This is a genomic window from Bradyrhizobium sp. SEMIA (genome assembly GCF_014844175.1).
GTDB lineage: Bacteria > Pseudomonadota > Alphaproteobacteria > Rhizobiales > Xanthobacteraceae > Bradyrhizobium > Bradyrhizobium arachidis.
Genome location: NZ_CP046601.1, coordinates 5347710 through 5370056 on the forward strand (window position 1 = coordinate 5347710; position 22347 = coordinate 5370056).

Annotated in this window: 18 protein-coding genes and 1 pseudogene; 17 read left to right on the plus strand and 2 right to left on the minus strand. The window is 65.1% G+C overall.

The genetic code is table 11. The features are described from left to right. Window positions 1-7: 7 nt before the first annotated feature. From FOM02_RS26040 to FOM02_RS26085, 10 genes are all read left to right on the plus strand, one after another. Window positions 8-1927 carry a nitric oxide reductase activation protein NorD gene (locus FOM02_RS26040; RefSeq protein ID WP_265440103.1) on the plus strand — a complete coding sequence of 640 codons (1920 nt, stop codon included), beginning with the start codon at window positions 8-10 and terminating at the stop codon, window positions 1925-1927. Between the two features lie 76 nt (window positions 1928-2003). After that, window positions 2004-2669, plus strand: coding sequence for an HAD family hydrolase (locus FOM02_RS26045; RefSeq protein WP_027558914.1), 666 nt, complete (start codon window positions 2004-2006; stop codon window positions 2667-2669). Between the two features lie 4 nt (window positions 2670-2673). Further along, complete coding sequence (locus FOM02_RS26050; RefSeq protein ID WP_027558915.1) at window positions 2674-3624, plus strand: sugar-binding transcriptional regulator; 951 nt, start codon at window positions 2674-2676, stop codon at window positions 3622-3624. Window positions 3625-3930: 306 nt separating this feature from the next. Next, window positions 3931-5241 carry an ABC transporter substrate-binding protein gene (locus FOM02_RS26055; RefSeq protein WP_027558916.1) on the plus strand — a complete coding sequence of 437 codons (1311 nt, stop codon included), beginning with the start codon at window positions 3931-3933 and terminating at the stop codon, window positions 5239-5241. 96 nt (window positions 5242-5337) lie between these two features. After that, on the plus strand, window positions 5338-6210 hold the full coding sequence (locus FOM02_RS26060; protein WP_028146344.1) for a carbohydrate ABC transporter permease: 873 nt from the start codon (window positions 5338-5340) through the stop codon (window positions 6208-6210). Window position 6211: 1 nt separating this feature from the next. Beyond that, window positions 6212-7042: a carbohydrate ABC transporter permease gene (locus tag FOM02_RS26065; RefSeq protein ID WP_027558917.1), complete on the plus strand. Its 831-nt coding sequence runs from the start codon at window positions 6212-6214 to the stop codon at window positions 7040-7042. Between the two features lie 9 nt (window positions 7043-7051). After that, window positions 7052-8059, plus strand: coding sequence for an ABC transporter ATP-binding protein (locus FOM02_RS26070; protein ID WP_027558918.1), 1008 nt, complete (start codon window positions 7052-7054; stop codon window positions 8057-8059). A gap of 19 nt (window positions 8060-8078) precedes the next feature. After that, a complete protein-coding gene (locus FOM02_RS26075; RefSeq protein WP_027558919.1) occupies window positions 8079-8852 on the plus strand; it encodes an SDR family NAD(P)-dependent oxidoreductase in 774 nt (257 codons plus the stop codon). Window positions 8853-8891: 39 nt separating this feature from the next. Further along, on the plus strand, window positions 8892-10538 hold the full coding sequence (locus tag FOM02_RS26080) for an FGGY-family carbohydrate kinase (protein ID WP_027558920.1): 1647 nt from the start codon (window positions 8892-8894) through the stop codon (window positions 10536-10538). A 5-nt stretch (window positions 10539-10543) separates the two neighbouring features. Then, entirely contained in the window at window positions 10544-11479 is a 936-nt protein-coding gene (locus FOM02_RS26085; protein WP_027558921.1) for a carbohydrate kinase family protein, read from the plus strand. A gap of 6 nt (window positions 11480-11485) precedes the next feature. On the opposite strand, the pseudogene FOM02_RS26090 reads toward FOM02_RS26085, so the two are convergent. After that, window positions 11486-12283: pseudogene (locus FOM02_RS26090) on the minus strand (LysR family transcriptional regulator). Window positions 12284-12404: 121 nt separating this feature from the next. On the opposite strand from FOM02_RS26090, the gene FOM02_RS26095 reads away from it, so the two are divergent. The 7 genes from FOM02_RS26095 (at window position 12405) to FOM02_RS26125 (ending at window position 20636) form a co-directional block, all read left to right on the plus strand. Beyond that, a complete protein-coding gene (locus FOM02_RS26095) occupies window positions 12405-13826 on the plus strand; it encodes an amidase (protein ID WP_265442205.1) in 1422 nt (473 codons plus the stop codon). A gap of 84 nt (window positions 13827-13910) precedes the next feature. After that, entirely contained in the window at window positions 13911-14861 is a 951-nt protein-coding gene (locus tag FOM02_RS26100; protein WP_027558924.1) for an ABC transporter permease, read from the plus strand. Beyond that, the gene (locus FOM02_RS26105) at window positions 14858-15751 is read left to right on the plus strand and encodes an ABC transporter permease (RefSeq protein WP_027558925.1); all 894 of its coding nucleotides are present in this window, start codon (window positions 14858-14860) and stop codon (window positions 15749-15751) included. Before FOM02_RS26100 ends, FOM02_RS26105 begins: the two co-directional genes overlap by 4 nt. 2 nt (window positions 15752-15753) lie before the next feature. Beyond that, window positions 15754-16767 (plus strand): ABC transporter ATP-binding protein, encoded by a 1014-nt coding sequence (locus tag FOM02_RS26110; RefSeq protein WP_027558926.1) that lies wholly within the window; start codon window positions 15754-15756, stop codon window positions 16765-16767. Beyond that, complete coding sequence (locus FOM02_RS26115; RefSeq protein WP_322596906.1) at window positions 16764-17714, plus strand: ATP-binding cassette domain-containing protein; 951 nt, start codon at window positions 16764-16766, stop codon at window positions 17712-17714. Before FOM02_RS26110 ends, FOM02_RS26115 begins: the two co-directional genes overlap by 4 nt. Before the next feature lie 86 nt (window positions 17715-17800). Further along, entirely contained in the window at window positions 17801-19297 is a 1497-nt protein-coding gene (locus FOM02_RS26120; RefSeq protein WP_027558928.1) for an ABC transporter substrate-binding protein, read from the plus strand. A 364-nt stretch (window positions 19298-19661) separates the two neighbouring features. After that, window positions 19662-20636 (plus strand): magnesium transporter CorA family protein, encoded by a 975-nt coding sequence (locus tag FOM02_RS26125; protein WP_027558929.1) that lies wholly within the window; start codon window positions 19662-19664, stop codon window positions 20634-20636. A gap of 70 nt (window positions 20637-20706) precedes the next feature. Here FOM02_RS26125 and FOM02_RS26130 read toward each other — a convergent pair whose 3' ends face one another. Continuing rightward, window positions 20707-22257: a winged helix-turn-helix domain-containing protein gene (locus FOM02_RS26130; protein WP_027558930.1), complete on the minus strand. Its 1551-nt coding sequence runs from the start codon at window positions 22255-22257 to the stop codon at window positions 20707-20709. Between the last annotated feature and the right edge of the window lie 90 nt (window positions 22258-22347).

The following is a 22347-nucleotide window of genomic DNA, read 5'->3' on the forward strand; positions in this document are numbered from 1 at the left end:
TGATGTGATGCTCGATTTCCTCGAGCTTGAAGAAACGGTCGGCCGGGCCTGGCATCGCCTGGTCGGCGGCACCGCGAGCTATCCTGTTTATGCCGAACACGCCGTGTGGCTCGCGGAAGTCCGCAGCCGGATCGCGATCATGTTTCGCGCGCTCGGCGGCGAGACCGGCGTGCAGATCGCCAGCGCGAGTGCCCGTAGGGCGGGGCACCGTCTCGGCTGGCGACAGCGCATCGGGCTCGGCGACGAGCGGCTGGAGCAGCCGGGGCGCGATGCAGCAACAATTTTCCTGCCTGACAGCATCGCGATTTTCGCCGACCGTGAGCTGAACGCCGCGCTGTACCGCTGGCTCGCCGCATGGTTTGCGTTTGCGCCTCCTGACGCGATCAAGGAGGCCGATCCGCTGCGACGCGACCTGCTGATGCTGCGCCGGACCAGCGAGATCGCGGTGCTCGTGCTGACAGAATGTCCGGGCCTTGCCGAAGATTACGGTCGGCTGGCTGCGGCCACGGCCATGGCGCGGCCGCACCGCCGATTGCCGCGGATCGAGCAGGACATGGAGCAGATCGTGCTCGCTCTGCTTGGCGCTGATGTGCCGCCTGAGGGCAAGCTGTGGCCGGCGATGATGGGGACGGGACCGCTGCCGGACAAGGCGCCGCCGGGCTATCGCTCGATCCTGCCATGCCCGCTCTGGGGAGATTGCTGGACGCGCGCGCTTTCGCCGGCGCATGCGGGCATGGACGAGTGCGCGCCGGCTGCTTCGCCCGCACCGTCGGACAATCGCAAGCGGTTCGCCATCCGCGAGCGCGAGGACGGCGCCAATCGCCGCGATCCCTTCGTGCTCAACCGTTTCGAAAAGATCCTCGCCATGGCCGAGATGGTCAATGTCGACCGTCCCGCCGACGACAGCGAGGACGAGGATGCGCAGAAGGCCGCCGACGATCTCGACGAGATCACGCTCAGCCGCCGCAGCGGCAAGCCGGCGAGCCGGCTCAAATTTGATCTGGATTTGCCGCCGGAAGCGCTCGATACCTCGTGCTTGAACGCGGAGCTATCCTATCCCGAATGGGATTATCGCAGCAGCTCCTATCTGCCCGATCATTGCCGCGTGCTCGCCGCACCGGCTTCCGAAACCGGCGAGAGCTGGGCGCCCGACGAGACCATGCGCCGGCACATCCGCCAGGTCCGCCGTCGCTTCGAGATCGTGCGGCCGCGCCACGAATTGATGCGTGCCCAGGCTGACGGCCATGATCTTGATCTCGACGCGCTCGTGCGCGCGCGCTGCGATCTGCGCGCCGGCGGCAATGGCGCCGGTCTTGATCGTGTCCACATGGCGATGCGGCCGCAAGGGCATGATCTTGCCGTCACGCTGCTGGTCGACGTCTCGCTCTCGACCGACGCCTGGGTCGATGGCTATCGGGTGCTCGACGTCGAGAAGGAAGCGCTACTCGTGCTAGCTCATGGCCTGTCGGCCTGCGGCGATCACCACAGCATCCTGACTTTCACGTCGCGCCGGCGCTCCTGGGTGCGGCTCGAGACCGTCAAGGCGTTCGGCGAGCCGATGAGCGGCGCGGTCGAGCGCCGCATCGGCGCGCTCAGACCCGGCTATTATACCCGGATCGGCACGGCGGTGCGCCACGCCTCAGCTGAGCTTGCACGCCAGCCGCAGCGAAAGAAGCTGCTGCTCGTCCTCACCGACGGCAAGCCGAACGATGTCGATCATTACGAGGGACGCTTTGCGGTCGAGGACACCCGCAAATCCGTGCAGGAGGCGCGCCGGCTCGGCATCGCGGTGTTCGGCGTGACGGTCGATGCTGCTGCGCAATCCTATTTTCCGACGCTGTTCGGCCGCAGTGGCTACGCCATCGTCGGCAACATCCGCCGGCTGCCCGCGGCGCTGCCGGCGATCTACCGGCAGGTGGCCCATTGAACGACCTGGGAGCCCGCGGCGCCATGTTCCAAGGTGAACTATTGCTCATCAATTGGGTATATGATCGAATGGCCGGATGGACCAAAGCCGGCCAAGGCCTGACCTGATCATCTTCGACTGCGACGGCGTGCTCGTCGACAGCGAGCTGTTGAGTTGCCAGTGCCTGTCCGACGAGCTGTCCCTATCCGGGATATCGCTGACGCTTGCGCAGGCGCTCGAGCTGTTTCTCGGGCGAAGCACCAGTGCGGTCACCCAACATTATCGCGAGCTCGGCCAGATGGTGCCGGTCGACTTTCCGCTGCGGCTGAAGTCGCGCGTGCTGACCGCCTTCGAGACGGCGCTCCGTCCGGTTCAGGATGTCGATACCGTCCTGTCCGGCCTGCGCGTGCCGCATTGCGTGGCCTCCTCGAGTGATCTCGACCGCGTCGCGCTGTCGCTGAGGGTGACGGGCCTTGCGCCGCATTTCGAAGCGCGGATCTACACCGCGCAAATGGTCGAGCGTGGCAAGCCGGCGCCCGATCTCTTTCTCCACGCGGCGGAGAAGATGGGCGCGGAGCCTGCGCGCACGCTGGTGATCGAGGACAGCGTCAGCGGCGTTCAGGCGGGCAAGGCAGCCGGCATGACGGTCTGGGGATTTGTCGGCGGCAGCCATTATCGGGGGCGCGACGGCCGCGCTATATTGTCCGCCGCCGGAGCCGATCGGGTCTTCGCGCAGATGAGCGATTTCTGGAAGGAGGCGTGACGCCTTGGCTGGCGAGAACGATAGGTCGAGACTTGATGATGCCGCGCGGGCGGGCTGGCTCTACTTCATTGCGGGCCACACCCAGGACGAGATCGCAAAAATGCTCCAGGTCTCACGCGCCTCGGCGCAGCGGCTGGTCTCGCTATGTCTTGCCGAGCGGCTGATCACGTTCCGGCTCGAACATCCCATCGCCGCGTGCATGGAATTGGCGGCACGGTTGAAGGAGCGGTTTGATCTCGTCCATTGCGAGGTGGTGCCCGCCGATCCTGCGGCGCCGCAGGCCACCGCCGGCATCGCCGAGCGCTGCGCCAATCTTCTGGATTCGACCCTTCGTTCGGAGACGCCCGTGATCGTCGCGCTTGGCACCGGGAGGGCGGTGCGCGCCGCGGTCGAGCGCGTCACGCCGATCGACCGGCCTAACCATCAGATCGTCTCGCTGGTCGGCAACATCTCCGCCGACGGCTCGGCGAGCTTCTACGACACCGTCGGCCGGCTCGCCGATCGCACCGGCGCGCGGCATTATCCGATGCCGCTGCCGTTCCTGATGTCGTCCGAGGACGAGCGCAACAGGATGGTGCGGATCGAGCCGATTGCGAAGGTGAAGGCGGTCGCGGCCAAGGCGGATTTGCGCCTGGTCGGCATCGGCCAGATGGACCAGAAGGCGCAGGTCCATATCGACGGCTTCGTCACCCGCGACGAATTGTTCGAGATGATGCGGCTGGGCGCCATCGGCGAGATCACTGGCTGGGCCTATGATGCCAAGGGCCGCCTGCTCAAGGCCGGCGCCAACAAGCGCCTCACCAGCATCCCGCCGGAAGTGCCGGCCAAGACCACGACCATCGGCGCCGCGGTCGGCGCCGCCAAGGTCCCCGCGATCGCGGCGGCGCTGAACGGGCGGCTGATCAACGGCCTGATCACGGACGAGGCGACCGCAAGGGCGATCCTGGAGCGGTAGGGCGGGGCGCGTTTTCCAGCGTTAGCGAGGCGAACAGTCTCACCACCCACGACGCTGTCATCGTCCGCGCAGGCGGACGATCCAGTACGCCGCGGCCTCGCTTGGGGCAAACCAACAGACGACACGGAGTACTGGATGCCCCGCCTGCGCGGGGCATGACGGTGTGAGAAGGTCTGCTCCTCCCGCACCGCAGCACTCATAAGTTGCGCGAATCCCGCGCGCCTGCTTGACAACCGCCGCCTCCCGATTGAACATACGCCCAACGCGTGGGCATATGCTCAAAACGCGAGTTTGAGGGAGGTCACCGTGAAGCAATTCCTCGGCGCCGTCTGCGGCGCGTCCGTCCTGCTGGCCGTCCCCGCGATGGCCGAAACCACCCTGACGATCGCCACCGTCAACAACGGCGACATGATCCGCATGCAGGGGCTGACCAGCGAGTTCACCAAGAAGAATCCGGACATCACCGTGAAATGGGTGACGCTGGAAGAGAACGTGCTGCGCCAGCGCGTCACCACCGACATCGCCACCAAGGGTGGCCAGTTCGACGTGCTGACGATCGGCACCTATGAGGTGCCGATCTGGGCCAAGAAGGGCTGGCTGGTGCCGCTCGCCAATCTCGGGGCGGATTACGACGTCGCCGACCTCCTGCCCAAGATCAAGGATGCCGTCTCCGTCGACGGCAAGCTCTACGCCGCGCCGTTCTATGGCGAGAGCTCGATGGTGATGTACCGCACCGACCTGTTCGAGAAGGCCGGCCTGAAGATGCCGGAGAAGCCGACCTGGGACTTCGTGATCGACGCCGCCAAGAAGCTCACCGACAAGAGCGCCGGCACCTACGGCATCTGCCTCCGCGGCAAGGCCGGCTGGGGCGAGAACATGGCGTTCCTCTCGGCCATGGCCAATTCTTACGGCGCACGTTGGTTCGACGAGAAGTGGGAACCGCAGTTCAACACGCCGGAATGGAAAACGACGCTCACGACCTACGTCAATCTGATGAAGGAGGCCGGCCCTCCCGGTGCAAGCTCCAACGGCTTCAACGAGAACCTTGCGCTGTTCAACGCCGGCAAGTGCGCGATGTGGATCGACGCGACGGTTGCGGCGTCCTTCGTCACCAATCCGAAGGAATCCAAAGTCGCCGACAAGGTTGGCTTCGCGCTCGCGCCCAACACCGGGCTCGGCAAGAACGCCAACTGGCTGTGGGCCTGGAACCTGGCGATCCCCGCCGGCTCGAAGAAGACGGACGCGGCCGAGAAGTTCATCGCCTGGGCGACCAGCAAGGACTACACCAAGCTCGTCGCATCGAAGGAGGGCTGGGCCAACGTGCCGCCGGGCACGCGCACCTCGCTCTACCAGAACGATGAGTATCTGAAGGTTGCGCCGTTCGCCAAACTGACGCTGGCCTCGATCGACGCGGCCGATCCGAACAAGCCGACGGTGAAGCCGGTGCCTTATGTCGGCGTGCAATACGCCGCGATTCCCGAGTTCCAGGGTATCGGCACGCAGGTCGGCCAGCAGTTCTCCGCGGCGCTCGCGGGATCGACCAGCGTCGATGCAGCGCTCTCGGCCGCACAGTCCTCCACCGAGCGCGAGATGAAGCGCGCCGGCTACATCAAGTGAACCCGAGCTCGTCCTCCTGAGCTCAAACTCGCGGCCATCCATCAGTCCAGCCCCGGTTGGATGGCCGCCTTCTTCCCGCAAGCGGAGACCTCAGGAATGGCAACCCGGCAGACGCAATTCCTTGCGCGGTCGCTCCTGACCCCGGCCGTCGGACTGCTGTTCATCTGGATGATCGTTCCGCTTGCGCTGACGATCTACTTCTCGACCCTGCATTACAGCCTGCTCGATCCCGGCTCGGAATCGTTCGTCGGGCTGGAAAACTTCCGCTACTTCCTCACCGATCCTGCCTTCCTCGCCTCGCTCCAGAACACGCTGGTGCTGGTCGGCTCCGTCCTGGCGCTGACCATTTTGCTCGGCATTCCGCTCGCGCTGCTGCTCGACCAGCCCGTGGTGGGGCGCAACTTCGTGCGGCTGATGGTGATCGCGCCGTTCTTCGTGATGCCGACGGTGAGCGCGCTGGTCTGGAAAAACCTCTTGATGCACCCGGTGTCCGGGCTGTTCGCCTGGCTCGCCTCGCTGGTCCATTTGACGCCGATCGACTGGTTCAACGATGTGCCGCTGTTCTCGGTGATCCTGATCGTCGCCTGGCAATGGCTGCCCTTCGCGACGCTGATCCTGCTGACCGCATTGCAATCGCTCGACGAGGAGCAGAAGGAAGCGGCCGAGATGGACGGCGCCAGCGCCGTCTCGACTTTCATCTACATTACGCTGCCGCATCTCGCGCGGCCCATCACCGTGGTGATCCTGATCGAGACCATCTTCCTGCTCACCGTGTTCGCCGAGATCTTCGTCACCACGGGCGGCGGGCCGGGCCTGCAGACCACCAACATCGCCTTCCTGATCTATTCGCAGGCGCTGATCCAGTTCGACGTCGGCAGCGCCTCGGCGGGCGGCCTCGTCGCGGTGGTGATTGCCAACATCGTCGCATTCTTCCTGGTCCGCATCGTCGGCCGCAATCTGGAGGCCTGACATGGCGCGGATGGCAACGACGCAGCGGGTGGTGGTCTCGACGATCGGGGCGTGGTTCTTCGGCTTCCTGATCTTCTTTCCGATCCTGTGGATGGTGCTGGCGAGCTTCAAGACCGAGCTCGAGGCCTTCGCGATTCCGCCGTCCTTCCTGTTCTTCCACTGGACCACCGAGAACTACGCGACGGTGCAGGAGCGCAGCGATTATTTCCACCACGCAATGAACTCGATCATCATCGCCGGCGGCTCGACCTTGATCGCGCTCTTGATCGCCATTCCCGCGGCCTGGTCGATGGCGTTTTCGCCGACCAAGCGGACCAAGGACACCCTGCTCTGGATGCTCTCGACCAAGATGATGCCGCCGGTCGGCGTGCTCGTCCCGATCTACCTGATCTACAAGAATTTCGGCCTGCTCGATTCCCGCGCCGGCCTTATCTTCATCCTCTGTCTCGGCAACTTGCCGATCGTGATCTGGATGCTGTTCACCTATTTCAAGGAGATCCCGCGCGACATCCTGGAGGCCGCGCGCATGGACGGCGCCACGATCGGCCGCGAGCTGGTCTACGTGCTGACGCCCATGGCGATCCCGGGTCTCGCGTCGACCTTGCTGCTCAATCTGATCCTGGCCTGGAACGAGGCGTTCTGGACGCTGAACCTTTCGACGTCGAACGCCGCGCCGCTCACCACGTTCATTGCGTCCTATTCCAGCCCGGAAGGGCTGTTCTGGGCAAAGCTGTCGGCGGCCTCGACGCTGGCGATCGCGCCCATTCTCGTCCTCGGTTGGTTCAGCCAGAAGCAGCTCGTGCGCGGGCTCACCTTCGGCGCGGTGAAGTGAGGGGCTGCGATGGGTCAGATCACACTTCAGGGCGTGCAGAAATCCTTCGGCCCCGTGCACATCATCAAGGGCGCCGACCTTGACATCACCGACGGCTCCTTCGTGGTGTTCGTCGGTCCTTCCGGCTGCGGCAAGACCACGCTGCTGCGCCTGATCGCCGGGCTCGAGGATGTCACCGGCGGCAGCATCCTGATCGATGGGAAGAATGTGGTGGACACGCCGCCCGCGAAGCGCGGGCTGTCGATGGTGTTCCAGTCCTACGCGCTATATCCGCATATGAGCGTGCGCGGCAATATCGGCTTCGGCCTGAAGATGGCGGGATTGCCCAAGGACGAGATCAACCGCAAGGTCGAGGCGGCCGCCGCGACGCTCAACCTGACGCCCTATCTCGACCGCAAGCCGCGCGAGCTTTCCGGCGGCCAGCGCCAGCGCGTTGCGATCGGCCGTGCTATTGTCCGAGAACCCAAGGGATTCCTGTTCGACGAGCCGCTCTCCAATCTCGACGCCGCGCTGCGCGTGCAGATGCGCATCGAGGTGACGCGGCTCCAGAAACAGCTCGGCACCACCGCCATCTACGTCACCCACGACCAGGTCGAGGCCATGACCATGGCCGACAAGATCGTCGTGCTCAACGCCGGCAAGATCGAGCAATACGGCTCGCCGCTAGAGCTCTACGAGCGTCCCGCAAATCTCTTCGTCGCGGGCTTCATCGGCTCACCCAAGATGAACTTCGTCACCGGTGAGCCTGCGTTGCAGAAGGGCGCGGCAACGATCGGCGTGCGGCCGGAGCATCTGAAGATCGAGCGCGATGGCGGAGGCGGCTGGCAGGGAACGATCTCGGTTGCCGAGCATCTCGGCAGCGACACCTTCCTCTATGTCGATGCGGGCCCGCTCGGCATGCTGACGGCACGCTACATCGGCGAACTAAGTCTGCATGCCGGCGACCGCGTGTCGCTGGTGCCGGACCCCGCGCGCATCCACCGCTTCGACCAGAGCGGCAACGCACTTCGCGGCTAACAAGAAACGGAAGACCACCATGTACCTGGAAAAATTCAAGCTGAACGGCAAGACCGCGTTCATCACCGGCGGCGGGCAGGGCATCGGCCTTGGCTGCGCCGAGGCGCTGGCTGAAGCCGGCGCCAAGGTGATCATCGGCGACCGCGACAGCAAGGTCGCCGATGACGCAAAAGCCGCTCTCAAGGCCAAGGGTTTCGACGTCGAGACCGCGATCATGGACGTCACAGACACCAAGCGGGTGGCGGAGGTCGCAAGCGACCTCGTCGCCCGCCACGGCAAGGTCGACATCCTCGTCAACAATGCCGGCATCGCGCGCAGCGAGACCCCGGCCGAGACCGTCACCGACGAGCATTGGCTCAATGTCATCGACGTCAATCTCAACGGCACTTTCTGGTGCTGCCGCGAGTTCGGCAAGCACATGCTGAAAGCCAAGAGCGGCGCCATCGTCAATGTCGGCTCGATGTCCGGCTTCATCGTCAACAAGCCGCAGGAGCAGTGCTTCTACAACGCCTCCAAGGCCGGCGTGCACCATCTGACCAAATCGCTCGCCGCCGAATGGGGCGCGCGCGGCATCCGCGTCAACGCGGTGGCGCCAACCTATATCGAGACCCCACTCAACGCCTTCGTGAAGAGCAATCCAAAAATGTACGACGCCTGGATCGGTGGAACCCCGATGGCGCGGATGGGGCAGGTCGAGGAGATCGCCTCCGTCGTCTTGTTCCTTTCTTCGGAGGCCGCCAGCCTGATGACCGGCAGCATCGTGCTTGTGGATGGCGGCTACACTTGCTGGTAGGCTCACCGTCAAAACTGACGAGAGCTTCCGGGAGCGAGCATGCCGCGAGCGTATATCGGCGTCGATGTGGGGACCACGAGCACGCGGGCAGGGGTGTTTGACGAGGCCGGCACGCTGCTTGCGACCGCGCGGCATCCGATCCGGATCTGGCACGAGGCCGGCGACATCGTCGAGCAGTCCTCCCAGGACATCTGGGAGGCCTGCGTCAAATCGGTGCGGGCGGCGATGGCGGAAGCCGCGATTGCGCCCGACAGCGTCGGCGGCATCGGCTTTGATGCCACCTGTTCCCTCGTGGTCCTCGATAAGCAAGGCGAGCCGCTCACAGTCAGCGCCTCCGGTGAGGCGCAGCGCAACGTCATCGTCTGGATGGACCATCGCGCCGTTGCCGAGGCGCGGCTGATCAATGAGACCGAGGACGCCGTGCTGCGCTATGTCGGCGGCTCGATCTCGCCCGAGATGGAGATGCCGAAACTGCTCTGGCTGAAGCGGCATTTGCGCGCGAGTTTTGATGGGGCCGGCTATTTCTTCGATCTGGCGGACTATCTGACCTGGCGCGCCACCGGCTCGCCAAAACGCTCGACCTGCACCGTCACCTGCAAGTGGAACTATCTCGCCCATGACGGCGGCGGCTGGAGCGCGTCGTTCTTCAAGCGCATTGGACTTGCGGATTTCGTCACCGAAAAATACGCCCGCATCGGCACCGAGATCGTCGCGCCCGGCACTCGCCTCGGCGAAGGGCTCATCCGGGGCGCTGCGGCCGAACTCGGCCTGTCGCCGGGCACGCCGGTCGGCGCCTCTCTGATCGACGCGCATGCCGGCGGTATCGGCGCGATCGGCGGCCGCGACGGCTCCGGCGGAACGGCGGATGTCACCGATCGCCTCGCCTACATCATGGGAACGTCGGCCTGCATCATGGCGACGACCAAGGAGCCGTGCTTCGTGCCCGGCGTGTGGGGTCCATATTATTCCGGCATGGTGCCGGACTTCTGGCTCAACGAGGGTGGCCAGTCGGCCGCGGGCGCTGCGATCGACCATCTCCTCAAGTCCCATCCCGGCCACGCCGAAGCGAACGCGGCGGCGCGCGGCGAGGGTCTCGAGCTCATCGACTTCCTCGAACGCAGGATCATTGCGCGCGCGGGCAGTGCCAGCCGTGCCGCTCTGTTCGCCCGCGATGTCCATGTGCTGCCTGAATTCATCGGCAACCGCTCGCCCTACGCTGACCCGGATACGCGCGCGGTGATCGCCGGCCTCGATCTCGACACTGATATCGGCTCGATGGAGCGGCTGTTCGTCGCCGGCCTCTGCGGGCTCGCCTACGGCCTCGCCGAGGTGATCGAGGCCTTTGCCGCGCACGGCGTTCATTCCAGTCTCATGATCATGGGCGGCGGCGCCAGCCGTAGTCCTTTGGTGCGGCAGATCATGGCCGACACCACGGGTCTCACCGTCGCGCTGCCGCAGACCAAAGAGCCGGTGCTGCTGGGCGCGGCGATGTTAGGTGCGGTCGCCGGCGGCGCTTATGCCTCGATCGGCGAGACCATGGCAAAGATGTCGGTGCTGGGAGGCAAGAGCGAGCCGACGACGCCCGACATGGCCGCTTTCCACGCCCGCAAGCGCGAGGTCTACAAGCTGCTGCGCGAGGTCGATCGCAGCAGCCGTGCCGCGATGCGCGACATCGCCAAAGGTTGAAACGGATGTTGATTTCTTGCGGCGATGCGCTGATCGATTTCGTCCCGACGCGAAACGCTGCCGGGCGCGAAGCGGTGATGCCCGCCGTCGGCGGCTCCTGTCTCAACGTCGCGATCGGCATGGCGCGGCTGGGCGCACCGACCGGTTTTGTCGGTGGCATCTCGACCGACCTGTTCGGGCAGATGATCGCAGATCACGCCGCGGCGTCCAACGTCCAGCTCGATCTCGCCACCCGCAGCGATCACCAGACCACGCTCGCCTTCGTCCGCATCGTCGCCGGCGAATCGCATTACGCCTTCTACGATGCTGGGACCGCGACGCGAAACTGGACTTTCCGGCGCGGCAGGATCCCTTTCGCAACCATCGAGGCCGTCCATGTCGGCTCGACCACGCTGGTCAACGACCAGGGCGCGGCCGAGACCAAGGCTTTGATTGCGGACGCACGGGCCTCCTCTACCGTCTCCTTCGATCCGAACTGCCGGCCCAATCTCGTCAAGGACAAGCCGGCCTATGTCGCGCGGATGGCGGAATTCGCCGCCGGCGCCGATCTCATCAAGATGTCGGATGTCGACTTCGCCTATCTCTTCGGCCAGGAGCCTTATCAGCAGCGCGCAGAGATGCTGCTCGGGCAGGGAACGCGCCTCGTCGTCATTACCCGCGGCAACAATGGCGCTGTCGCGTGGCACGCGGGGGCAGGGCAGATCGAGGTCGCAGCGCCCAAGGTCGAGGTCGCCGACACCATCGGCGCCGGCGACAGTTTTCAGGCGGCACTGCTGTTCGCCCTGCACAAGCAGGACCGCATCGCCCGCGAGAGGCTGAAGGACATCACTGCCGACGAACTCCGCCGCGCACTGTCCTTTGCCGCCAATTGCGCTGGTCTCACCTGCACCCGTCCGGGTGCCGATCCGCCGTGGAGTCACGAGGTGACGTGGAGCGTCTAGCCCACATCACAGCCTTGCGACGACTTTCTCGGCGCATTTGAGAAAGGTGCGGATCAGCGGGCTGTGAGCGTCGCGCCGCCAGCAGACCGCAATGTCGATGGAATCGCTGGCGTCCCGCAGCGGCCGGAACACGATGCCGCGTGGCGCGCCGAGCTGCGCGCAGGCCGGTAGGATCGCGAAGCCTTCGCCGGCGAGGACGAGGCTCATCGCCGAATGCACCGTCTCCACCCGGCTCGCGATCGGCATCACCACCTGGTGCCGGCGCAGCAAGGCAACGACGGCCGAGGAGGCGGGGCCATGGTCGGGATGCGGCAGCGCGATCAGCGGACGGCCCTGCAATCTCGCCATCGGCACCGAGCTCAGGCGGGCGAGCGGCGAGGCGGTCGGCATGACCAGCATGAAGGGCTGCGCGCCGATCCGCGCCACCTGGATCTCGGGATGGTTGATGGCGGGCATGCACAGCGCGACCGTGACGCTGCGGTCGAGCAGCCGCGCCTCGCGGGTCGAGGCGCTGAGCTCGGCAAAGTCGAGGTCGACGCCGGGAATCGAGCGGCGCAGCTCGGGAATGAGCCGCGGCAGCATCGCGTTGGCGAGCACGAACATGTAGCCGACCGACAGCCGCCCCGGCCTCGGTCAGGTCCATGCCGCGCGTGCCACGGCGGAACAGCGGCGCGCCGACCTCGGCCTCGAGCTTGCGGATCTGCACCGAGAGCGGCGCTGCGCCATCCGCAGCCGCTCGGCGGCCTTGCCGACACTGCGCGCCTCGGCGACCGCGACGAAATAACGAAGCCGGCGGAGATCCATTGGCATACCGAAAGCGTATGGGTTGGCGTCAAAAAACGTATTGGACGGCGAGTTAACAAAACTGTCATTCTCGCTGTCAATGCCTGCCAACGGTGGCGGGCTTTCGGAGCGTGATGTGACGATGAACGACGATCCCTGTCTCCTGTCCGCAACCGAGCTGCGCGGCCTCATCGCCGCCAGGAAGCTTTCGCCGGTCGAGGTCGTCGGCGCTGTGCTCGCGCGCGCCGAGGCGCTGCAGAGCGAGTTGAACTGCTTCATCACGTTGTGTGGCGACGAGGCGATGGCGCAGGCTCGCGCCGCCGAGCGCAAGATGATGGCCGGCGAGCCGCTCGGCCTGCTGCATGGGCTTCCCGTTACCGTCAAGGACATCGTCAACACCAAGGGCGTGAAGACGACCTTCGGCGCCGTGCCCTACAAGGATAATGTGCCCACCGAAGATGCCGTCGCGGTGGCAAAGCTCCGCGCGGAAGGCGCGATCCTGATCGGCAAGACCACGACGCCGGAATTCGGCAGCAAGTGCCTGACCGACTCGCCGCTGTTCGGCCGCACCCGCAATGCGTGGAGCGCGGAGCGTTCCTCCGGCGGCTCCAGCGGCGGCGCGGCGGTGGCGGTGGCAAGCGGCATCGCGCCGCTGGCGATCGCGACCGACGGCGGTGGCTCGACCCGCATTCCGGCCGCCTGCAACGGCGTGGTGGGCCTGAAGCAGAGCAACGGCGTGATCGCGCACAGCCAGGCGCTCGACGCCTTCGGCAACCAGACCTATGTCACGCCGACGACGCGCACAGTCGCGGACACCGCGCTGATGATGCAGGCGATGGCGGGCGAGGATGCCTGCGATCCCTGGTCGATCGGCGTGCCCGTGCCCGATTTCGTCCGCACGGCTGCCCCGCGCGGCGACCTGCGCGGGCAAAAGATCCTGTACTGCCTGACGCCGCCGGGCCGCCCGGTTTCCGCCGATGTCGCGGCCAGCTTCAAGGCGAGCCTCGATCGGCTGGCGAGCCTTGGCGCCGAGCTCGAGGAATTCTCGGGCGAGGGGTTTGACATCGAGCCGATCTGGCGCGCGATCAACCACACGGTCTGGCGCACGCGCTTTGCCAAGCTCGTGGCCGAGCATGGCGATACGCTGAGCGAGGCCTTCGTCAAGCAGGTCGCGCTCGCGACCCATGTCAGCGGCGTCGACTATCAGGAGGCAATGTTCGCGCGCACCGCGCTGTTCCGCCGCGTGCAATCGCTGCTTGCGCGCGGGCATGTTCTGGCGATGCCGACGCTGACGCGCACCGCGCTGCCGATCGAGCAGGACCTGTTCGGCACCATTGAGATCGATGGCAAGCTCTTCGACAGCGTCCGCCCGCACTGGTTCCCCTGGACCATGCCGTTCAACATGACCGGCCATCCCGCGATCAGTCTGCCCTGCGGCTTCGGCCGTGATGGCCTGCCGATCGGGCTCCAGCTCGTCGGCCGCTTCCGCACTGACGCAGAATTGCTGCGCGTCAGCGCGCTGTTCGAGGCCTCAACCGACCTTCTGTCCCGCCGGCCTGGCTGAGGTGAGGACCATGCCGCAAAGGACTTGCGTTGGCCGTCCGGACATGTTGATCGTGCCTCGGATGAGCCCCGAACCTGAACGCGCATGAGCGTATTTGTCCTTCGACGTGTCCTGACCTTGCTGGCGACGCTGGTCGGCGCATCCGTGATCATTTTCCTGGTGCTGGACGCCCTGCCGGGCAATGCCGCGCAGATGCTGATGGGTGCCGACGCTTCGGCCGATGCGGTGCGCGCGCTCACCGTCAAGCTCGGGCTCGACCAGCCGCTGGCGGTCCGCTATCTGCAATGGATCAAGGGCCTCTTCGTCGGCGACCTCGGCAACTCCTATGTCTACGGCACCCCGGTCGCGAGCCTGATCGCGGAGCGGCTGGTGCTGACCATTCCGCTCGCGATCATGTCGATGCTGATCACGGTGACGCTGGCGCTCTCGGCCGGCATCTACACCGCCGCCAACCACAACAAGCTCGGCGACGTCGGCGTGATGTCGCTGACGCAAGTGGGCATCGCGCTGCCGAATTTCTGGTTCGCGATCCTGCTGGTGTTGTTGTTCTCGGTGCGGCTGCAATGGCTTTCGGCGGGCGGCTTTGCCGGCTGGGAGGACGGCATCTGGCCGGGCATCAAGTCGCTGCTGCTGCCGGCGATCTCGCTCGCGGTGGTGCAGGCCGCGATCCTTGCGCGCGTGACGCGCTCGGCCGTGCTCGAAGTGCTGCGTGAGGATTTCGTGCGCACGGCGCGCGCGAAGGGGCTCGGCAAACGCGAGGTGCTGTGGCGCCACGTGCTGCGCAACGCCATGATTCCCGTGATGACGGTGATGGGCCTGCAATTCGCCAACCTGCTCGCCGGCACCATCGTGATCGAGAACGTGTTCTATCTGCCGGGCCTCGGCCGGCTGATCTTCCAGTCGATCGCCAACCGCGACCTGATCGTGGTGCGCAATTGCGTGATGCTGCTGGCGGCCATGGTCGTCGTCGTGAATTTCGTGGTCGACGTGCTCTATGCGTTCATCGATCCCCGCATCAAGGTCCATGACCTGTGAGCGCGCCCTTGACCACTCCGCTTGACGCGCCGTTCGCCACGCGCCGCTTGCCGGCCCGCACGTTCTGGGGCCGCGCGTTGCGCCATCGCAGCTTTGTGCTGGGCGGGGCGCTCAGCCTGCTGGTGCTTGTCTCGGCGCTGCTCTCGCTGGTGTGGACGCCGTGGTCGCCCTACGAGATCGATATCGCCTCGAAACTGCGGCCGCCGTCGGCGGCGCATTGGCTCGGCACTGATTCCTTCGGCCGCGACATCGTCTCGCTGCTGCTCGCTGGCGCGCGCTCGACCATTCTGGTCGGCATCATCGCCGTCAGCATCGGTCTCACCTTCGGCGTCTGCCTCGGCCTGATTGCGTCGGCCAAACGCGGCTGGACCGAAGAGATCATCATGCGCTTCTCCGACTTCACCTTCGCCTTTCCGGCCGTGCTGTCCGCGATCATGCTCGCCGCGGTCGTGGGGCCGGGCATGGTGACCTCGATCGTCGCGATCGGCATCTTCCAGATCCCGACGCTGACCCGGCTGACGCGTGGTTCGGCCAACGCGATCTGGGCGCGCGAATTCGTGCTGGCGGCGCGCGCAGCGGGGAAGGGTAAATTCCGCATCACCATCGAGCACGTACTGCCGAACATCCTGTCGATCCTGATCGTGCAGGTGACCATCCAGTTCGCGCTCGCCATTCTTGCCGAGGCTGCGCTCTCCTATCTCGGTCTCGGCACGCAGCCGCCGCAGCCGTCCTGGGGCCGCATGCTGAACGATGCGCAGACGCTGCTGTTCCAATCGCCGATGCTCGCGGTCTATCCGGGCGCGGCGATCGCGATTGCCGTGCTCGGCCTCAATCTGCTCGGCGATGGATTGCGCGATCTGCTCGATCCCCGGCTGGCGCGGGAGCGGTGACGATGGGCGAGGGCGCAAACATGCCGCTGATCGAGGTCGCCAATCTCGGCGTCCGCCTCAACACCAGCCGCGGCCCGGCGCAGGCCGTGCGCGGCGTCAGCTTCACCCTGAAGCGCGGCGAGACGCTGGGGCTTGTCGGCGAATCCGGCTGCGGCAAGTCGGTCACCGCGCTGTCGCTGATGGGCCTCTTGCCCGAGAGTGCGCTCGTCACCGGCAGCATCAGGCTGGACGGCAGCGAGCTCGCGGGACTATCGGATGCAGCCTATTGCCGTCTGCGCGGCAACCGCATCAGCATGATTTTTCAGGAGCCGATGACCGCGCTCAACCCGATGCACACGATCGGGCACCAGGTTGCCGAGCCGCTGCGGCGTCACAAGAAATACTCGGCGGCGCAGGCGCGGCGCGAAGCGATCGCCTTGCTCGATCGTGTCGGACTGCCCGATCCGGCCAGGCGCGTTGATGCCTATCCGCACCAGTTCTCCGGCGGGCAGCGTCAGCGCGTCACCATTGCCATGGCGCTCGCCTGCGAGCCTGATCTCTTGATCGCGGACGAGCCGACCACCGCGCTCGACGTCACCATCCAGGGCCAGATCCTCGACCTCATCGCCGATCTCGTCGAGGAGCGCGGCATGTCGATGATCCTGATCTCGCACGATCTCGGCGTCATCGCCGAGAACGTGCAGCGCATGATGGTGATGTATGGCGGTACCGTGGTCGAGAGCGGCCCGACCGACGAGGTGTTCCGCCGCATGGGACATCCCTACACGCAGGGCCTGTTCCGCGCCCGCCCGAAGCTCGGCGCGCGCAAGGGCACGCGGCTGACGACGATCTCTGGTACCGTGCCGGAGCTCGCGGACCTTCCGGCCGGGTGCACCTTTGCCGATCGATGTCCGCTCGTGATCGATGCCTGCCGTGCTGCGCTGCCGCCGATGGCGGATGTCGGACCCGGACATGGCGTTCGTTGTATCAGGACCGACGTCTCGATGGCTGCAAATGTCGGAGCGCTGTCGGCATGAGCACCGCGCCGCTTCTCGACGTCAGGGATCTCGAGCAACGCTACACGCTGCCGCGCGAGAGTCTGTTCCGCCCGCCCGGCCAGGTGCGCGCGCTCAACGGCGTCAGCGTGACGGTCGCGGCCGGCAAGAGCCTCGGCATCGTCGGCGAGTCCGGCTCCGGCAAGTCCACCTTCGCGCGCGTCGTGATGGCGCTGGAGCGGCCGACATCGGGAGCGGTCACGCTGCTCGGCCGCGACCTCAACCGCGTCCCAGCGGACGAGCTGCGCCGCGCGCGCCGCGACTTCCAGATGGTGTTCCAGGATCCGTACGGCTCGCTCGATCCGCGCCAGACTATCGCCCGCATCGTCGCCGAGCCGCTCACCGTGCTGGAAGGCGCCGACCGCAGCACCTTTCGCGCGCGCGTTTCGACGGTGCTGCGGCAGGTCGGCTTGCGAGATGCCGACATGGACAAATATCCGCATGAGTTCTCCGGCGGTCAGCGCCAGCGCATCGCGATCGCGCGCGCGCTGATCACCCAGCCGAAGCTGATCGTCGCCGACGAGCCGGTCTCCGCGCTCGACGTCTCCGTGCAGGCGCAGGTGCTCAACCTGATGCAGGACCTGCAGGAGCAGTTCGGCCTCAGCTACATCCTGATCAGCCACGACCTCGCCGTCGTCGATTATCTCTGCGACGAGGTCGCGGTGATGTATCTCGGCCGGATCGTCGAGCAGGGACGTCCCGAGGATCTGTTCGAGCGCTGCGCCCATCCCTATACGCGGGCGCTGCTGGATGCCGTGCCGCGGGCGCGTGCCGGGGGCGGCCGGCGCCTCGCAATCGGCAGCCGCAACGGGGTGCCCATAGTGTCGCGCGCTGTCCGCTTGCCGACCAGCATTGCCGCGAGGTTCCGCCCTTGCTACGCAAGGTGGGCGAGGGGCACCTTGCCGCCTGCCACAAGGCGGAGGCGGTGATGGCGTTGCCGCAGGCGGCCATGGAAGGTTAGTGTCCGCCGCAGGATTGGCGTAGGCTCAAAGAAAGCAGGCCGGGGAGTTACGAGATGTTCAGGAAGCTATCGATCGTCGCTATTGCCGCAGCGCTCGCCGCGGCGCCGCTGCCGGTGCTGGCGCAGGGCAAGAAGGACAGCGTCGTCATGGCGATGACGCTGGAGCCGCCGGGGCTCGATCCCACCAACGCGGCGGCTGCCGCGATCGCCGAGGTCACGCTCTACAACATCTACGAGACCCTGACCAAGATCAACGAGGACGGCTCCGTCGCGCCCCTGCTGGCGGAGAGCTGGACCGCATCACCGGACCTCAAGACCTATACGTTCAAGCTGCGCAAGGGCGTCAAATTCCACAACGGCGAGGCGTTCGATTCTGCCGCGGTAAAGTTCTCGTTCGAGCGCAACGCGGCCGCCACCAGCACCAACAAGGACAAGAGCCTGTTCCAGGCTTTCGAGAAGGTCGAGGCGCCCGACGCCGACACGGTGGTGATCACCCTGAAATACGGCGAGCCGAACCTGCCGTTCCTCCTCGGGCAGGCGAGCGGCTCGATCGTCGAGCCGAAGAGCGCAGCCACCAATGTCACGCAGCCGGTCGGCACCGGGCCTTATCAGTTGGGGGCCTGGGCCAAGGGCTCCTCGATCACGCTGAACAAATGGGCCGACTATCGCAACGCCTCCGCGGTCAAGCTCTCGAAGGTGACGATCCGCTTCATCTCCGATCCCGCAGCGCAGGCCGCGGCGCTGCTGTCGGGAGACGTCGATGCGTTCCCGCGTGTGTCGGCCCAGCGCACCATCGCGCAGTTCAAGGCCGATCCGCGCTTTAACGTCATGATCGGCGGCTCCAGGGCCAAGACCATCGTCGGCATCAACGAAAAGAAGAAGCCGCTGGATGACGTCCGCGTCCGTCGCGCCATCCTGGCCGCGATCGACCGCAAGGCGATGATCGACGGCGCCGTCGATGGTTTCGGCACGCCGATCGGCAGCTTCTACGTGCCGGGTGCGCTCGGCTATGTCGACACCACCGGCATCAATCCCTACGACCCGGAGAAGGCCAAGAAGCTGCTCGCTGAAGCCGGCGTCACCACGCCGCTCGAGCTGTCACTCAAGCTGCCGCCGCCGCCCTATGCGCGCCAGGGCGGCGAGATCCTCGCGGCCCAGCTCGCCAAGGTCGGCATCATCGCCAAGATCGAGAACGTCGAATGGGCGCAGTGGCTGTCGCAGGTGTTCGCGGCCAACGGTCCGCATAATTACGATCTCACCATCGTCAGCCATGTCGAGCCGTTCGATCTCGTCAAGATCACCGAGCCGGACTACTATCTCGGCTACAACAACGAGACCTTCAACGCGCTCTACAAGCAGATCGTGTCGACGCCGGACGAAGCAGCCCGCGCAAAGCTGCTCGGCGAGGCCCAGCGCATGCTGGCCACCGACGCGGTCGCCGGCTTCCTCTACCAGCCGCAGCTGATCACCATCACGAACAAGAAGCTGAAGGGCGTCTGGAAGGAAGTCCCGCAATACGAGAACGACTTCTCGACGTGGTCCTGGGAGTAGGGGACCGCGCGACCAGGTCGAACCTGTCGTTTCAACATCGGCCTCTTCCCATCGGGGAGAGGCCATTTTCTTGGCCCGTCCAAACAAAAACCTGCAAAACAACCCCATGCACAGTAGCCCGGGTAGTCATTTCAATGGCTTGCGCGCGCCGCTCGATGGCATGCGCAAATTCTCGATGCCGGTTGACCCGTCGGGCAAAACACTGGCATGATGGCATCATCGAAGAAGGCCGCACCGCTTTCACGGGTGAGCGCCGCCTCTGTTGATCTCCCCAACTTGAACGATTGAAACCCTCATGCGTTAGCCCGGCGCAGGATGGTCGCCTGCCGTGCGGTCCAGCGCGAGGGTTTGCGGAGGTCGCTCATTGCTCAAACTATACAGGTGGCCGTCCGACGACTGGCAAAGCATCCACACGGAAATGCCCTCGGAGATCATCTGGGCTGACCTCCTGAACGCAACCGCGGAGGAGAAGCAGTTCGTCGAACGCTTGCTGAAGATACGGATTCCGTCCGAGGATTCGCTCAGCGAGATCGAGGCGTCGAGCCGCCTGATCCTCGACCACGGCACGCTCTATCTCAGCTCGCCTGCGGTCCGGCACAACGAGGAAAACGAGGCCGAGATCACGCCGGTAGGATTTCTCATCGGCCCGCACGTGCTGGTGACGGTGCGTTTCGCGCAACTGCCGACCTTCGACGACGTCGGCAAGCGGATCGGCTCCGACGACAGCCTGGAGAATGGCATGTGTGTGTTCACCAGCCTGCTCGAAGCCATGATCGACCGCGGCGCCGATGTTCTGGAGCATCTCGGCGCCAAGGTCGACAAGCTATCCCACGGTGTCTTCAAGGGAGGGCTCGTCCGCACCAAGCGCCCGGTGCGCTCCAGCCGCAGGATGCGCGAAGCGCTGGAGAACATCGGCGATCTCGCCGATCGTCTCGCCAAGGTGCGGGACGTCCTGCTCGGCGTCGGCCGCGTCGCCTCGTTTGCCCACGATGTCGGGAGCGACTGGATCACCGCTGCATCGAAGAAGCGCCTCCAGGCCGTGTCGAAGGACGTCGCCTCGCTCAGCGACTACGAGACGCGCTTGACCGACAAGATCCAGCTTCTGCTCGATGCGGTGCTCGGCTTCATCAACATCCAGCAGAACGAGCTGTTCAAGATCCTGACGATCGTCTCGGTCGTCGGCGTGCCGCCGACCATCCTGGTCGGCATCTGGGGCATGAACTTCAAGCACATGCCGGAGCTCGACTGGACGTTTGGTTATCCGTTGGCCTGGCTCGCGGTCATCGCCAGCGCCTTGCTGCCGCTGTTCTGGTTCAAGCGGCGCGGCTGGTTCGAGTGATGGAAGCGGCGCACCGTTTCGGAACGATGCTCCGCTGCTTCGTCAGCTTGCGCAGGCAGTCACGCCGACTTCACCCTTCGGGCACACCGGCTAGATGTAGCCCTTTCAGGATGCGCTTGGCGCCCGCCAGGAAGGCCGGATTGTCGCTGACTGAAAAGCTCTTGAAACGACGAATGGTGAAGGTGGGATTGAGTGCAAGTCCGGCTCTCACGGCAGCCTGGGCCTCGGGCAATCTGCCAAGATGTGCGAGCGCAGAACCCAGGCCAAAGCGTGCGAAGGCATAATTTCGATTGGTTTCAATGCTGCGATGGAACCAGGTGACGGCTTCGGCATCCGCCTCAAGCTGCATTTTGGCGAAGGCGATGTCGCCCATCCAGGCAAAAGCGAAGATATCGTGAGGAGACAGGCGTAAGGCCTGGTTGACATGGCCCTCGGTCTCCTTGCCACAACCAGTGAACAGTTTGGCGATACCTATGACTGGGTGCGCGACAGCCAAATTGCGGTCCAGCGCCAACGCCCGCTCGCACTCGGCCACGCCTTCGGCGATGCGGTTCGTATAGACGAGAACGGCCCCCAAAGTGACGTGGGCCCAGGAATGATTTGGCGCAACAGACAATGCCTTTAGCAAGGTCGTTTCTGCCGCAACAAGGAGGGAATGGCTGTCATCGGTCAACATGGCGCAGGCAGTTAGAGTGTCGACCGTCGCCATCCACACCATCGCATCGACGTTTCCGGGGTCGACCGACAGCGCCCGTTCAAAAAAGTGGCGGGCCGGACGCAGATTTTCGGACGTAAGCCCCTTGTTCCACCAAAAGCGACCTTGAAGATAAAAGTCCATTGAATCCGGATGCGGGACACTTTCGGCCCTGCGTGCCTCGGCTTCAATGAGTTGCGCGTTCAGCGTATTGGCGAGCCGCGATACAATCTCGTCTTGCAGATCGAACAGGTCGGCGACGGCCTTGTCGAAACGGTCGGACCATAGTTGCGAGCTATCTTCAGCATTCACGAGTTTGACGTTCACCCGAAGCCGGTTTCCGGCGCGCTGGACCGAGCCTTCGACCACATAACGGACATTCAACTCACGGCCGATCTGTCTGAGATCGAGCACCTTGCCCTTGTAGGTGAATGCGGTGTGTCTGCCGATGACGAACGACCGCCTGATGCGTGACAGGTCCGTGGTCAGGCTCTCGGTGATGCCGTCGACCAGGTAGTCCTGTTCCGGGTCAGCACTGAGATTGGCGAAAGGCAGCACGACAATGGAAAGGTGGGCCGGCGATGTCCGGGGTGCCGAACCAGTCAATTCGATTTCGGACATTTCCCGCACAGCGCCAACGAAGCGAAAGCCCTTGCGCGGCAGCGTCTTGATCAGGCTTTGCTTCTGCCCCGAGTCGCCGATGGCGCTCCGCGCGGCATTAAGCCGAGTAGTCAGCGCGGCATCCGAAACGATGCGCCCGTTCCAAACGGTCGCGACGAGCTCGTCCTTGCTGACGACGCGATCACGATTGCAGATCAAGAACTCGAGCAGGTCGAAGAGCTGCGGCGTAACCGATACCAGCTCCGTCCCCCGGCGCAATTCGCGCCGGCCGGTGTCAAATGTGCAGTCTTCAAAGAGATAACGCAATCCGTTCTCCCTCGCCTGAACACCTGACGAGCAGGATAGCTTACGATCGGAGGAATGTAAGCAACGAGGTGATCGAATTGCATCCGCGAC

What these genes read in the sequence shown, in the direction of transcription:
- FOM02_RS26060 (WP_028146344.1), top strand. Translation starts at nt 5,338, where the DNA reads ATGGCAACCCGGCAGACGCAATTCCTTGCGCGGTCGCTCCTGACCCCG.
- FOM02_RS26080 (WP_027558920.1), top strand. Translation starts at nt 8,892, where the DNA reads ATGCCGCGAGCGTATATCGGCGTCGATGTGGGGACCACGAGCACGCGG.
- FOM02_RS26045 (WP_027558914.1), top strand. Translation starts at nt 2,004, where the DNA reads ATGGACCAAAGCCGGCCAAGGCCTGACCTGATCATCTTCGACTGCGAC.
- FOM02_RS26120 (WP_027558928.1), top strand. Translation starts at nt 17,801, where the DNA reads ATGTTCAGGAAGCTATCGATCGTCGCTATTGCCGCAGCGCTCGCCGCG.
- FOM02_RS26040 (WP_265440103.1), top strand. Translation starts at nt 8, where the DNA reads ATGCTCGATTTCCTCGAGCTTGAAGAAACGGTCGGCCGGGCCTGGCAT.
- FOM02_RS26110 (WP_027558926.1), top strand. Translation starts at nt 15,754, where the DNA reads ATGGGCGAGGGCGCAAACATGCCGCTGATCGAGGTCGCCAATCTCGGC.
- FOM02_RS26100 (WP_027558924.1), top strand. Translation starts at nt 13,911, where the DNA reads ATGAGCGTATTTGTCCTTCGACGTGTCCTGACCTTGCTGGCGACGCTG.
- FOM02_RS26085 (WP_027558921.1), top strand. Translation starts at nt 10,544, where the DNA reads ATGTTGATTTCTTGCGGCGATGCGCTGATCGATTTCGTCCCGACGCGA.
- FOM02_RS26115 (WP_322596906.1), top strand. Translation starts at nt 16,764, where the DNA reads ATGAGCACCGCGCCGCTTCTCGACGTCAGGGATCTCGAGCAACGCTAC.
- FOM02_RS26070 (WP_027558918.1), top strand. Translation starts at nt 7,052, where the DNA reads ATGGGTCAGATCACACTTCAGGGCGTGCAGAAATCCTTCGGCCCCGTG.
- FOM02_RS26095 (WP_265442205.1), top strand. Translation starts at nt 12,405, where the DNA reads ATGAACGACGATCCCTGTCTCCTGTCCGCAACCGAGCTGCGCGGCCTC.
- FOM02_RS26075 (WP_027558919.1), top strand. Translation starts at nt 8,079, where the DNA reads ATGTACCTGGAAAAATTCAAGCTGAACGGCAAGACCGCGTTCATCACC.
- FOM02_RS26065 (WP_027558917.1), top strand. Translation starts at nt 6,212, where the DNA reads ATGGCGCGGATGGCAACGACGCAGCGGGTGGTGGTCTCGACGATCGGG.